Consider the following 12,385-nt stretch of genomic DNA (forward strand, 5'->3'; position numbering starts at 1 on the left):
CCAGCAGGGCTTTTGCATTGCGTAACGCCTAAAACATTAGGCGTCGATGCGCTTGTACTTCATGCGCTTGGGCGTGTCATTACCGACGCGTTTCTTGTGATCTTCTTCGTATTCGGTGTAGTTACCGTCGAAGAACACCACTTCTGAATCGCCTTCAAACGCCAGAATATGCGTGGCGATACGGTCCAGGAACCAGCGGTCGTGAGAAATCACCATGGCGCAGCCAGGGAAGGCGAGCAGGGCTTCTTCCAGGGCACGCAGGGTTTCAATATCCAGGTCGTTAGAGGGCTCGTCCAACAGCAGCACGTTAGCCCCTTGTTTCAGGGTTTGTGCAAGCTGAAGGCGGCCACGCTCACCACCGGAAAGCTCATCCAGGCGCTTCTGCTGGTCGTTGCCTTTGAAGTTAAAGCGACCAACGTAGGCCCGCGAAGAAACTTCATAGCCATTGATGTTGAGAATATCCTGGCCATCGGACACTGCTTCCCAGACAGTTTGCTTGTCGTCTAGGGCGTCACGCAGCTGCTCAACGTAGGCGATATCAACGGTTTCGCCGATTACCACTTCGCCAGCATCCGGCTGCTCTTTGCCCGTTACCAGCTTAAACAGCGTCGATTTACCGGCACCGTTACCGCCCACAATGCCAACAATCGCCCCTTGGGGAATGGTAAAGGAGAGATCCTGGTAGAGCAGTTTGTCGTCAAAACGCTTGGTGACGTTGTGGAACTCGATCACTTTGTCACCCAGGCGCGGGCCAGGCGGAATGTAGATCTCGTTGGTCTCATTACGCTTCTGGAAATCGCCAGACTGCATCTCTTCAAAGCGGTTAAGACGTGCTTTGCTCTTTGCTTGGCGGCCTTTAGCGTTGCTGCGTACCCACTCAAGCTCTTGTTTGATGGCTTTCTGACGAGACGCTTCCTGTTTGGCTTCTTGGGTCAGGCGCTGCTCTTTCTGCTCAAGCCACTGGGAGTAGTTGCCTTCAAACGGAATGCCTTGGCCGCGGTCCAGCTCAAGAATCCAGCCCGCGACGTTATCCAAGAAGTAACGGTCGTGGGTAATCGCAACGACAGTTCCGTTGTAGTCGTGCAGGAAGCGCTCCAGCCACGCCACGGATTCAGCATCCAGGTGGTTGGTGGGCTCGTCCAGCAGTAGCATGTCCGGGCTTGAGAGCAGCAGGCGGCAAAGCGCCACACGACGACGCTCACCACCAGAGAGATTGCCGACTTTGGCATCCCACGGCGGAAGGCGCAGCGCTTCTGCGGCTACCTCCAGCTTACGCTCAAGGTTGTGGGCATCGGCAGCTTCAATGATGTTCTCAAGCCGCGCCTGCTCTCTGGCCAGGGCGTCAAAGTCGGCATCGGGTTCGGCGTAGGCGGCGTATACCGCGTCTAGCTTTTCCTGCGCCTCTTTGATGGCACCTAAGGCCTCTTCGACGGTATCCCGAACGTTTTTCTCGTCGTCCAGCTGCGGCTCCTGGGGCAGGTAGCCCACGTTGATGCCGGGCATCGGACGAGCTTCACCTTCAAACTCTTTATCGACACCGGCCATAATGCGCAGCAGCGTGGATTTACCGGCACCGTTTAAGCCCAGTACGCCGATCTTGGCGCCAGGGAAGAACGAGAGCGAAATATCCTTGAGAATTTGCTTTTTGGGCGGCACTACTTTGCCAACCCGATTCATGGTGAATACGTATTGCGCCATGGAAATCCGTTAGGTTGTGGTAAAAGCGAGACCAGCAAATATGCTGGCTTGGTGCACAGATGATAGTGCCCAGCGCGGCTAAAGGCCAGCAAAGCAGTGGGGCAAGCGTAGAGTGGTCAAGCCGCAAAGATAAGGGGCACTCATTTGGGTGCCCCTCGGGTATGTCCACCTTGAAAACGCTTAACAGATTGGCAAGGCGCTACTCTTCTTCGTCCCAGTCATCTTCAATCGCGCGCTGTAAGCGACGCTCTTCAAGCCACGCTTCTACCTGACGGCGAGCGCGCAGGGTATCCGCTTTACTGGGTTTGCTTTTACCGTAGTGATCGTCGTTGACTGCATCCAAGTTATCAAACTCGTCAGCATCAAGCCCATCGTTGGTGTAGGTTTCACGATTTAAGGGGTCACGGCTCATGGTATGCCCTCCAACCCAAGCCGGCGCACCGGCATCACAACGGCTCCTTACCCAACAGAAGCAAAGTAAGAAGCGCCTAACGCTAAACAAGCGCCTAGCCGCTATATAACGCCACTTGGATTGAAGTTCAAGCCCTATCTTTGTTTTTATGATGACAAATGTTTATTTGGCGTTTTCCTGCTGATTTTTTAGCGCTGCCAGTGCCAATTGGGCCTCAACTCGTTCGGTCACATCTTTCTGAACACCGATGTAGTACATCAAGTTGTCGGCTTCGTCATAAACTGGCGTAATTGACAGCTCATTCCAGAACATAGTGCCGTCTTTACGGTAGTTACGCAGCACTTCCCGCGAGGGGCGGCCATCCTGTAACGCTTCGCGAATCGACGATAGCGCATCCTGGTCGCGGTCTTCGTTTTGCAGAAAACGGCAGTCGCGATACAGAATTTCATCCGCACTGTAGCCCGTTAAGCGCTCAAAGCCCTTATTCACGTAAATCAGGATGTTTTCGTCACCTTCCTGCTCCGCAACGACGATGCCATCTTCAGAAGCGTCAATAATGCGCTCAAGTAACTCCGGGTTGATCAAGGGAGATCGTTTCATCAATGGATTCCTGTTGCTTTCGTTCTTTCGTAGCCGTGGCGCTGTTCATCAACGCGGGGCTCTCTTACTGCAGGACGATGCGGAATTTCACACCACCGAATAGAGGTAGAATAGCAAAAAAACAGCTCTCTACCGCCAACTGCTGCCCATCATGGCGAGCGTTGCGGTGCTTTGCAATCAACAACGCTATTCGGCTTCCGGTAACCGCTGTGCGCTGAACACCGCCCCCGCTGCCGTGAGCGCCAAGACCACCAGTAGCATGGCACTCCCTAGCCATTGCGCTAACGCGCCAATAATACCCCCGACAACCAGCATCAGTACGCCCGTAAGCGTATTGGAAAGCGCTACGTAAAGGGCGCGATTGTCTTGGCTGGCAATATCCACCAAATAGGTTTTGCGACCCAGGCGAACACCGTGATGCACAATCACCAATAGCGCATAAATAGCGGCATAGGGTAAAACGCTCTGCGTCCAGTCACCCGGCAACCAAGCTAAGGCCGCGCCTAATAGGCAGCACAGCACGGTACCCACGGCGGCGTCGCGCATTACCCGACGGCTGGATTGATCCGCGCGTTTTCCCCATATCGGGCTTGCCACCATAGCGGCTAGGCCGGATACCACCACTAAAATGCCTAGGCCGCCCAGCTCGGTTCCGCTCTGCTGCTGGCCGAGTAGCGCCAGGTAAGGCAGCGCCAGCGCGCTTGAAAGTAGCAGGGCCCTAGCGACATTGAAGTGTAAAAACGTGCGGTCTTCACGCAGTAGAGATAGCCCCAGCTTAATGCTATCCCAGGCGTTTTCACCGCCCTCGACGGCACCAGGCACCTCCTTGATGCGGGCAGCGCACAGCGCATTGAGCAACCAGCCCGCAGCCGCCACACCCAGCAGTATGGCCAATGCCAAATTGCCCGGGCGGTCACCGAACCACATCAATACACCACCGGCAACCAGCGTTGAGCCCCCCGCGACGCTGCCGCTCCAGCCCATCAAAGTGCCTCGGCGGCGTTTGGCGATGGTTTTACCGAGCACATCCTTGGTAGCAATGGAGGAGAGCCCCCGTGCCAAAGAGAGCATGACCAACGCGGCCAACACCAACGAGCCAATAGCCCCGCTGCCCATTAGAGCCAGTAACGCCAAAGCAATAGCCGCCATCGCCTGCAGCACAGCCCCCGCCACCCACACCCACTTGCGCTGGGGTTTTAGACGAATAAAGCCAGCCACAAAAAGCTGGGGGAGGAGAGCGCCTGCTTCACGAATCGGTACTAATAACCCCACCATCCATACCGGAGCGCCGATAATACCCAGCAGCCAGGGCAGCACTAAGCGGGCGCTCGACAGCTCATCCGCTAACTTATTGCCTAACGAAGCGAAAAGGTGCAGGAAAAAGTTGTGCGGCTGCTCTTGGCAGGCATCGTCAGGTATATCGTCGCACATACGGCTGTCGTCATCGCCTGTCAGCCACTCGTATAACTGCGTCTGTGAAACATCCGGTTGAGCCATGTCGGTTCCTTGGCGATTGCTAATTTAAGATGACAGAATGCCTACTTAGGATGCCACACTGTATTTTAAAACCTGTATTTAAAAAGCCCTGCGTTCCAGAAGGCTGTGCTTTAAAAACCTGTGTTTCAAAGGAACGGATAGATAAGGACGCAAAAAGATGACCCGCATTCAAATTCGCTACTGTACCCAATGCCAGTGGCTGTTGCGTAGCGCCTGGTATGCCCAAGAACTTCTCTCCACGTTTGGCGAGCAGCTAACAGAGGTCGCGCTCTCCCCCTCCCACGGCGGTACGTTTGAGATCTGGTGTGGCGACACGCTGCTATGGGAGCGCAAGCGCGATGGTGGCTTTCCCGACATCAAAACACTCAAGCAGCAAGTGCGTGACCAGATCGACCCTGCCCGCGACCTGGGGCATATCGACCGATGACCCAAGACCGACAGGCGATGCTGTATGGATTGGGCGCTGTAGCACTGTGGTCGACCGTTGCCACCGCCTTCAAGGTAGCCCTTGCATGGATGAGCCCCCTGGAGCTGATGTGGATAGCGGCGCTGGTTTCCTGGCTGTTGATGGGCGCACTGGTCATCAAACAGGGCAATATGGCGCTAGCGCTGCGCCAAGGCTGGCGAACAGCGCTCTGGGCCGGGCTAATGAACCCCGTGGCGTACTATCTGGTGCTATTTGCCGCCTATGACCGGCTGCCGGGTCAAGAGGCCATGGCGCTGAACTACACCTGGGCGCTTGCCATGGCGTTTCTGGCAGTGCCGCTACTGGGGCACCGCTTAACCCGCCTGGATGTGGCGGCGGGGTTGGTGGCCTATAGCGGCGTTTGGGTAATTGCTACGCGGGGCAATGTATTCAATGTGGCGTTTGAAGACCCGCTGGGCGTGCTGCTGGCGCTCTCATCAACCCTATTGTGGGCACTCTACTGGCTGCTCAACGCGCGGGATCAACGACAACCCCTGGTAGGCCAGTGGCAAAATTTTAGCGTTGGGTTACCGGTGCTAACCATGTTGTTACTGCTTGGCCCCGGTGTGCAATGGCATGGCTGGCCCGCGCTAGGCGCAGGCGTTTACGTCGGCCTGTTTGAAATGGGCGTAGCCTTTGTGCTTTGGCAACTGGCCGTACAAACAGTCTCCCGCACGGCCAAAGTCTCGAACCTGATCTTCCTATCCCCGCCGGTATCGCTGCTGCTGCTCTACTTGGTGGTGGGGGAGCCAATGCTCCCCTCCACGCTGGTGGGGCTAGTGCTTATTTTATGCGGGCTTGGAATACAGCAGCTGCCAGGTAAACGAGAAAAGCGCGCAGCATAAAGATGGATTAAATCGTCAACCTACGACCTCTTTGTGTAATAACGCCATGCTATTAGGCATTAATAATGTATGTGGACCGCGGGAAGCCACCGTGCCCAACGCCAACCGCCGCAAGCTGCCTATTGGCATCCAAACGTTTTCAGATATTCGGGAAGGAAATTATCGAACATCGCGAAAAACCTCGTACTTCTAGTGCGAGGAGGGATAGCGAGGGGCGCGAGAGCGCCCCTAGTCCGGCCTCGATTGTTGCTCAATATACTGCTTGACCATGCTCAGGGGGGCGCCTCCGACACTTCCCGCAAAGTAGCTTGGACTCCACAGCGAGTTCTTCCGGTAGGCGGGCTGCACCAGTTCAGGGTGTAGTAACTTCATCCGCCGGCTGGATACCCCCTTCAAACTATTCACCAGCTTGGATACCGCCACTTTGGGTGGAAAGTTGACAAGCAAATGGACGTGATCGGTTTCACCGTTGAACTCCTGTAGCTCCGCCTCGAAGTCCCGACACACTCGGTCGAAAAGTAATTCGAGGGAGTTGAGATGCGCGCCGGTAAACACCTTGCCCCGATACTTGGTGACGAAGACCAAATGGACGTGGAGTTCAAAAACGCAGTGCCTTCCTGTTCTAATAGCTTGTTTGGTTTCCATAGACCAAGTATATTCGAAGCCATGAAGCAGACCAAGACCCTCAAGGTTCGAGTGAAGGACAAACACGCCGCCGAGCTTAACCGCATGGCCCGCAGCGTGAATTTTGTTTGGAACTACCTCAACGAACTGTCTTCCCGAGCCATTCGGGAGAAAGGTCTGTTTCTGTCTGCCTACGACATGCACCCCTATACCAAGGGTGCTGGCAAGGACCTCGGCCTGCACAGCCAAACGCTGCAATGCATCGCTGCTGAATACGTTGCCCGCCGCAAGCAGTTCAAAAAGCCCCGCTTGAATTGGCGCAAGTCCGGCGGTGTGCGCCGCTCACTTGGCTGGATTCCGGTCAATACCGGCGCGGCCAAGTGGAAGAACGGGCAGGTATTTCACAACGGCACCTACCTCAAGGTGTGGGATAGCTACGGCCTGTCGACATACAAGTTCCGTGCCGGCAGTTTCAACGAAGATAGCCGGGGCCGGTGGTATTTCAATGTTGCGGTCGAGGTGGACGTTCAACCGACGCTTGGGCAGGGCGCCGTTGGCATCGACCTTGGGCTCAAGGATGTGGCCACCTGTAGCGATGGAGAAAGGCTGGAAAACAGCCGCTTCTACCGCCGCATGGAAGACCAGTTGGCGACAGCCCAACGTGCCCGTAACAAGCGGCGGGTAAAGGCTATTCACGCCAAGATCAAGAACCGTCGCCAGGACGCGCAGCACAAGTTTTCCCGGAAACTCGTCAATCAGTACGGCGAAATCGTCGTGGGCGATGTTTCCTCAACCAAGCTCGCGAAGACCAAGATGGCCAAAAGCGTTTACGACGCTGGCTGGTCACAACTGAAAACGATGCTGGAATATAAATGCGCTCACGCAGGCATCGTCTTCAAGGTCGTTCGCGAAACCAACACCACCCGCGCCTGTTCGTCGTGCGGCTCGCTTAGCGGGCCGCAGGGCGTCAACGGGTTGCGAGTAAGGGGCTGGGAGTGCGTGGAGTGTGGTGTACTCCACGACCGGGACGTGAATGCGGCCCGGAATATCCTCAGTCTCGGGGCAGGACGTTGCCCTCAAGAAGTTGGAATCCCCGTCCTTTAGGCGGGGAGGACGTCAACGCTCATGATTCCTCCCATTCTGCTGCCAGACGCTGCGCTGTATCGATATCGTTTTGCTGTGTGCTTTTATCGCCACCACACAACAGGATGACAAGCTCGTTACCGCGTTGTTTAAAATAGACACGATATCCTGGGCCATGATGAATACGCAGTTCACTGATGCCTTGGCCAACAGGTTTTACATCGCCAGCCAATCCATTGGCCAGCCTGAAAATACGGGCGGCAATTTGGCGCGCGAATCGCTGAGCTTACGTTCCCACCGCCGGAAAATGTCAGTCTGTTTAATAGCAAGCATGAAAACATAGAAGTTCTTAGACTACATGCGTGCAAGGCATGAAAAAATGGCGTTGCTCAGCGAGTCAGTGCCGTACGCAAAGTACGCTACTGAGAAGAAGCCTGGTACGTCTCTTCCAACATGGGCTCAAGCGCTGGCCACACGTTATCCAAGATAATCGGCTGGGCCTCAGCGGTAGGGTGAATACCATCGCTTTGCATCAGTTGTTTATTAAGCGCGATGTCTTCCAGCAAGAAAGGCACTAACGAGAGATCGTACTCCTCCGCTAGGGAGTGATAGACCCCAGTGAAAGCATCGCGGTAGGCTTGGCCGTAGTTTGGTGGAATATCGATACCCAGCAGCAGTACCTCAGCATCAGCTTGTTGGCTCTGCTCAATCATGGTGGCGAGATTGGCGCGCATCTGGGCAGGTGGTAAACCGCGTAAACCATCGTTGCCGCCAAGTTCTAAAAGAACGATATCTGGCTGCTGCTGTCCGATAATATCGGCAAATCGTTGGGCGCCGCCTGAGGTGGTTTCCCCGCTGATGCTGGCATTTACCACCTGCGCGTCGTCTTCCAGGCGCTCCGCGAGCAGCGTTACCCAGCCTTGATCCTGCTCAATGCCGTAGGCAGCGCTTAAGCTATCGCCCATTATTAGCAGTGTAGGTGGCTCTTCGGCGTAAAGGGGCGCAGTGCTTATTAAAGCGACCAGCGCAAAAGCGCACGAAAATCCAAGGCGAGCCGTGACTCGATCAGCCAGTTTTTGAATTGCTAAAGGGAATCCACGCTTCATGTCCTACTCCTCTGACCCTACGTCCAATATGCCCACCGAAGACGCTCCCACGCGTCAGCCCTCCACCGACACACCACAGGCCAAGAAGGTTCCCCACGAAGCAGCCAGTCAGCCAGTGCTAAAGGCGGAAAAGCTTGCCAAGCGAGTGATCAGTGGTGAGCGCACTCTCACCATCTTACACGACCTTTCCCTAAGCGTGGCAGCAGGAGAAAGCGTGGCGATCCTGGGTAAAAGCGGGGCGGGGAAATCAACGCTATTAGGCCTGCTGGCAGGGCTGGACACCCCCAGCGATGGCGAGCTAACGCTTTTCGGTCACGCGTTAAGCCGCTTGGATGAAGATGGCCGCGCCGCACTGCGGGCAGGGCGAGTGGGGTTCGTGTTTCAAAACTTTCAGCTGTTGCCGACCCTCAGCGCGCTGGAAAACGTGCTGCTGCCGCTAGAACTCTCTCCCCGCGCCGGAGAAACCCGTACTGCTCAGCAGTGGTTGGAGCGTGTAGGGCTTGGCGAGCGGACTTCCCACCAGCCCAAACAGCTCTCTGGCGGTGAACAGCAGCGTGTCGCCATTGCGCGTGCCTTCGTGACCGACCCTGAGCTGGTGTTTGCCGATGAGCCGACTGGCAACTTGGACCCGGATACCGGCGCGCAGATCATCGACCTGCTCTTCACGCTCAATAAAGAAGCGGGCACAACGCTGATTCTCGTCACCCACGACCACGCCTTAGCGCGCCGCTGCGACCGCTGCCTGCGCCTGACCAACGGCCAGCTCGTCCCGTTCGAGCCAGCCCCAGCCAACAGCGGGGAAGGCGATGAGTGATATTAATTGGCGATTAGCGGCGCGTAGTCTCAAGCGCGACCTGCGCGCGGCGGATGTACGGGCGCTGTTTGTCGCGCTGGTACTGGCGGTGGCCGCTTCCACCATGATTGCCTTCTTTCTTGATCGCTTGGAGCGTGGCCTTGAGCGCCAAGCCGGGCAGATGCTGGGGGGCGATTTAGTGCTCGAACAGCGCGACCCTTTCCCAGAAGAGCTGCGCAATACGCTAGAGCAGGCGGGTTTTACGCTGAGCGACCAAGTGGATCTGGTCTCCATGATCAGCCAGGGGGAGCGCTTCCAGCCCGCCAGCCTCAAAGCGGTAGATGACGTGTACCCGCACTACGGTGTTTCTCACGTAGATAGGGGCAGCGGCGTCGAGCAAATCGCCTCTGGCCCACCTGCAGGCGAAGCCTGGGCCGACCCACGGCTAGCCGAGCTGATCGATATCGAGATTGGCGACCGCGTGCAGGTGGGGCAAACGGAGCTGACCATTAGCGGAATTATCGAACGCGAAGCGGACCAGTCCGCAGGTTTTGGTAACTTTAACCCGCGCTTGATGCTCAATACCGCTGACCTTGAAGCCACTGGCCTGGTGCAGCCAGGGTCGCGCATTGAGTTTGAACTGCTGGCCGCCGGGCCGCCCGCCGCGTTAGATCAGGTGCAAGGCTTGTTGGCACAGCTACGGCGCGACGGCGTAGAGGTGCGTGATGTGCGGGTAGACCGCCCGCAGTTGGGTAATGCCCTGCAACGTGCGGAAAGCTACTTAGGCCTTGCCGGATTAGCAGCGGTGCTGTTGGCTGGGGTGGCGGTTGCTATGTCGACCCGCCGCTACGTAGAGCGTCACCTGGATACCGCCGCGCTGCTGCGCTGCTTTGGTGCCAGCCAGTATCAGCTTGTGACGATTTTCAGCCTGCAACTCATTGGGCTGGCGTTAATGGCCTCCCTCATTGGCGCGCTGCTGGGCTTGGTAGGCCAAGCAGTGCTGCTGTGGCTATTGACCAGCTTTCTGCCCATGACGCTGCCACCCCCTGGCATTATGCCGCTATGGCTCGGTATCTTCACCGCGCTGGCGGTGCTGGTCGGGTTTGCAGGGCCAACGCTGCTGCGTATCAAGCAGGTGAGCGCGCTGAAAGTCCTGCGCCGAGAGCTGGACCCGCTGCCGTCCGCCGCTTGGCTGGTGGTGGGGGTGGCCAGCATCGTATTTGGCGGCCTGCTGTGGCTCTATTCAGGCAGCTTCCCTCTAGCCTTGGCGCTTCTGGTGGGTGGCTCGGCTTTACTGGCGCTGCTGTGGGGCGTGAGTTCTTTATTGCTGAATGGTTTGCTTCGCGCTGTGCAGCGCCTTAAGGGCGGTGGCGAGTGGGTTCAGGCATTTCGCTTGGGCGGGCGTCAACTGGCCCGCCGCAAGCAGGCGGGGCTTGGCCAACTGCTGGCATTTTCAGTCACGTTTTTTGCCATGGCGATGATCGTCCTGGTGCGTGGGGATCTGCTCACTACTTGGCAAGACCAGCTCCCAGAAGATACGCCCAATTACTTTGCCATCAACATTCAGCCCGGCGAGCGGGATGCGTTCGAGCAAGCGGTGGCGCCTCGGGTCGATACCCAAAGCACCCTTTACCCCATGGTACGTGGGCGTATTACCGAGATTAACGGACAAGCGCCCAGAGATGCTGTTCCCGCCGATGCCCGAGGCGACAACTCGCTGCGTCGTGAGTTAAACCTCACCTGGCAATCCGAGTTGCCCGAAGGCAACCAAGTGGTGGCAGGGCAGTGGTTTACGCCTGCCAGTGAGCCAGAAGGTTGGATGAGCGAAGTGGACGCGACGCCTTCGAGCGACTCAGAAACTGTCCCCATTTCGGTAGAAGATGGTTTGGCTGAGCGTCTTGGTTTGGGATTGGGAGACGAAATCACATTCGCCGTGGGCAGCGACAGCATCACAACACGCATTGAAAGCCTGCGTAGCCTGAATTGGGACAGCTTTAACCCAAACTTCTTCGTGATCTTCCCGCCCGGCGTATTGGAATCGTTCGGCCATAGCTTCATCACCGCTTTCCATCTGCCAGACGAAGAGCAGGGCTTGGTGCGTGAACTGGTCAGCGACTTCCCCGGCGTTTCGCTGCTCAACGTGGATGCCATTCTAGGGCAGGTGCGCGATGTGTTGACTCAGGTGACTCGCGCGGTAGAGCTCGTGCTTATTCTGGTGCTGTTAGCGGGCGTGAGTGTGCTCTACGCCGCGCTTACTGCCAGCCGCCCGGTACGCGCCCACGAGAGTGGCCTGCTGCGGGTATTTGGTGCAGGCAACCGAATGATCTCCCGCGTGCAAGGGGCCGAATATGCCTTGCTCGGGTTTGCCAGTGGCCTGCTAGGAGCGGTGCTTGCAGAGCTCGCCACCGCCGCACTCTACCTCTACTGGCTCGACTTAACCCCGCGCCTGCATATCGGCCTATGGCTAACGCTACCCATCGGAGGCGCGCTGCTGATAGGTATCATCGGCCACGCGCTCTCCTACAGCCTGCGTAGACAAGCCCCCGCCGCCAGTTTAGGGCTGCTGGGCGAGGCTTAATCTACAGCCATAAAAACTCCCTCCTACAGCAGTTTATCGGGACATTGCCGAAGGCAGTTGTAGGAGGGCACCTGATTAGGCGATGAAGACACGATTGTGGGAGGCCAATTTATTGGGCGACGGCGGCGCCAGCCGCCCTTAGCCTGCCGAGGCACCAGTGCCTTCATCATCGCGAGCTAAAGCCCCTTATATGGACCCGTCCCGTTGAGCAAGCAAGCTATAAGACCAACACGGGGAAGGACTGCACGCTTATATCCGGCCTTTTAGAGTAGCTACTCTATTGGCCCTGATGGAATGCGCGCTCTCTGCTCTTAATCTCCTACGCGGCCTCAATGGGCCAGGGGGCTTCACAGGGTGACAGAGAGCCGGTCTTACCGGTGTGCCATCAAATGTCTTACTCACGCAACCTCGGGAGTGCTCACCTCAGTACCCGGATGAGCCTAAGTGAATCGTTTGCCTCTCTATGCTTGGTAAGGTTGTTTATAAGCAAGGATTGACCAGCAGATCCGCGCCATCTTGTTGGCTAGCGCCACGATGGCCTTTCGTTGGCCTACCCGCGCTGCTAACTGAATAATCCATTGCGCTAAACGATCCGGGTGCTCCTGGCGTTGAAACTTCCTTAACGCGGACCTAGCGCCATGGACAAGTTGGCGCCTTACTTCGCTATTGCCACGCTTGGTGAT

Annotated in this window: 12 protein-coding genes and 1 pseudogene; 5 read left to right on the forward strand and 8 right to left on the reverse strand. The window is 56.9% G+C overall.

Annotated elements, in window-relative coordinates; translation table 11 throughout:
• Positions 1-36: 36 nt before the first annotated feature.
• From ettA to ACIGG6_RS11960, 4 genes are all read right to left on the reverse strand, one after another.
• Entirely contained in the window at positions 37-1,698 is a 1,662-nt protein-coding gene (ettA, locus tag ACIGG6_RS11945) for an energy-dependent translational throttle protein EttA (protein WP_399844639.1), read from the reverse strand.
• A gap of 199 nt (positions 1,699-1,897) precedes the next feature.
• Entirely contained in the window at positions 1,898-2,110 is a 213-nt protein-coding gene (locus ACIGG6_RS11950) for a PA3496 family putative envelope integrity protein (RefSeq protein ID WP_044628513.1), read from the reverse strand.
• Between the two features lie 162 nt (positions 2,111-2,272).
• Positions 2,273-2,710, reverse strand: a complete 438-nt coding sequence (locus ACIGG6_RS11955) for a PAS domain S-box protein (protein ID WP_062361625.1) — start codon at positions 2,708-2,710, stop codon at positions 2,273-2,275.
• A gap of 186 nt (positions 2,711-2,896) precedes the next feature.
• A complete protein-coding gene (locus tag ACIGG6_RS11960) occupies positions 2,897-4,207 on the reverse strand; it encodes an MFS transporter (RefSeq protein WP_399844641.1) in 1,311 nt (436 codons plus the stop codon).
• Positions 4,208-4,364: 157 nt separating this feature from the next.
• Here ACIGG6_RS11960 and ACIGG6_RS11965 point away from each other — a divergent pair, with 157 nt between their 5' ends.
• Both ACIGG6_RS11965 and ACIGG6_RS11970 read left to right on the forward strand, forming a co-directional pair.
• Positions 4,365-4,634: a SelT/SelW/SelH family protein gene (locus tag ACIGG6_RS11965; protein WP_399844643.1), complete on the forward strand. Its 270-nt coding sequence runs from the start codon at positions 4,365-4,367 to the stop codon at positions 4,632-4,634.
• A complete protein-coding gene (locus ACIGG6_RS11970; RefSeq protein ID WP_399844645.1) occupies positions 4,631-5,518 on the forward strand; it encodes a DMT family transporter in 888 nt (295 codons plus the stop codon). Before ACIGG6_RS11965 ends, ACIGG6_RS11970 begins: the two co-directional genes overlap by 4 nt.
• A gap of 228 nt (positions 5,519-5,746) precedes the next feature.
• On the opposite strand, the gene tnpA is transcribed toward ACIGG6_RS11970, so the two are convergent.
• On the reverse strand, positions 5,747-6,163 hold the full coding sequence (gene tnpA / locus ACIGG6_RS11975; RefSeq protein WP_172514897.1) for an IS200/IS605 family transposase: 417 nt from the start codon (positions 6,161-6,163) through the stop codon (positions 5,747-5,749).
• On the opposite strand from tnpA, the gene ACIGG6_RS11980 reads away from it, so the two are divergent.
• The gene (locus ACIGG6_RS11980) at positions 6,056-7,246 is read left to right on the forward strand and encodes an RNA-guided endonuclease InsQ/TnpB family protein (RefSeq protein WP_399844648.1); all 1,191 of its coding nucleotides are present in this window, start codon (positions 6,056-6,058) and stop codon (positions 7,244-7,246) included. The genes tnpA and ACIGG6_RS11980 overlap by 108 nt on opposite strands.
• 19 nt (positions 7,247-7,265) lie before the next feature.
• On the opposite strand, the gene ACIGG6_RS11985 is transcribed toward ACIGG6_RS11980, so the two are convergent.
• Positions 7,266-7,457 carry a type II toxin-antitoxin system RelE/ParE family toxin gene (locus tag ACIGG6_RS11985; protein WP_399844650.1) on the reverse strand — a complete coding sequence of 64 codons (192 nt, stop codon included), beginning with the start codon at positions 7,455-7,457 and terminating at the stop codon, positions 7,266-7,268.
• A gap of 187 nt (positions 7,458-7,644) precedes the next feature.
• The gene (locus ACIGG6_RS11990; protein WP_399844651.1) at positions 7,645-8,331 is read right to left on the reverse strand and encodes an arylesterase; all 687 of its coding nucleotides are present in this window, start codon (positions 8,329-8,331) and stop codon (positions 7,645-7,647) included.
• On the opposite strand from ACIGG6_RS11990, the gene ACIGG6_RS11995 reads away from it, so the two are divergent.
• Positions 8,330-9,145 carry an ABC transporter ATP-binding protein gene (locus ACIGG6_RS11995; protein ID WP_399844653.1) on the forward strand — a complete coding sequence of 272 codons (816 nt, stop codon included), beginning with the start codon at positions 8,330-8,332 and terminating at the stop codon, positions 9,143-9,145. The two genes, ACIGG6_RS11990 and ACIGG6_RS11995, sit on opposite strands and share 2 nt — an antisense overlap.
• A complete protein-coding gene (locus tag ACIGG6_RS12000) occupies positions 9,138-11,702 on the forward strand; it encodes an ABC transporter permease (protein WP_399844654.1) in 2,565 nt (854 codons plus the stop codon). Before ACIGG6_RS11995 ends, ACIGG6_RS12000 begins: the two co-directional genes overlap by 8 nt.
• A gap of 461 nt (positions 11,703-12,163) precedes the next feature.
• On the opposite strand, the pseudogene ACIGG6_RS12005 reads toward ACIGG6_RS12000, so the two are convergent.
• A pseudogene (locus ACIGG6_RS12005) lies at positions 12,164-12,385 on the reverse strand (IS110 family transposase); the annotation flags it as partial.

This window comes from Vreelandella lionensis (assembly GCF_044543515.1).
Classification (GTDB): Bacteria; Pseudomonadota; Gammaproteobacteria; order Pseudomonadales; family Halomonadaceae; genus Vreelandella; species Vreelandella lionensis.

What these genes read in the sequence shown, in the direction of transcription:
- ACIGG6_RS11970 (WP_399844645.1), top strand. Translation starts at nt 4,631, where the DNA reads ATGACCCAAGACCGACAGGCGATGCTGTATGGATTGGGCGCTGTAGCA.
- ACIGG6_RS11955 (WP_062361625.1), bottom strand. Translation starts at nt 2,710, where the DNA reads ATGAAACGATCTCCCTTGATCAACCCGGAGTTACTTGAGCGCATTATT.
- tnpA (WP_172514897.1), bottom strand. Translation starts at nt 6,163, where the DNA reads ATGGAAACCAAACAAGCTATTAGAACAGGAAGGCACTGCGTTTTTGAA.
- ettA (WP_399844639.1), bottom strand. Translation starts at nt 1,698, where the DNA reads ATGGCGCAATACGTATTCACCATGAATCGGGTTGGCAAAGTAGTGCCG.
- ACIGG6_RS11965 (WP_399844643.1), top strand. Translation starts at nt 4,365, where the DNA reads ATGACCCGCATTCAAATTCGCTACTGTACCCAATGCCAGTGGCTGTTG.
- ACIGG6_RS11960 (WP_399844641.1), bottom strand. Translation starts at nt 4,207, where the DNA reads ATGGCTCAACCGGATGTTTCACAGACGCAGTTATACGAGTGGCTGACA.
- ACIGG6_RS11990 (WP_399844651.1), bottom strand. Translation starts at nt 8,331, where the DNA reads ATGAAGCGTGGATTCCCTTTAGCAATTCAAAAACTGGCTGATCGAGTC.
- ACIGG6_RS11980 (WP_399844648.1), top strand. Translation starts at nt 6,056, where the DNA reads ATGCGCGCCGGTAAACACCTTGCCCCGATACTTGGTGACGAAGACCAA.
- ACIGG6_RS11950 (WP_044628513.1), bottom strand. Translation starts at nt 2,110, where the DNA reads ATGAGCCGTGACCCCTTAAATCGTGAAACCTACACCAACGATGGGCTT.
- ACIGG6_RS12000 (WP_399844654.1), top strand. Translation starts at nt 9,138, where the DNA reads ATGAGTGATATTAATTGGCGATTAGCGGCGCGTAGTCTCAAGCGCGAC.
- ACIGG6_RS11995 (WP_399844653.1), top strand. Translation starts at nt 8,330, where the DNA reads ATGTCCTACTCCTCTGACCCTACGTCCAATATGCCCACCGAAGACGCT.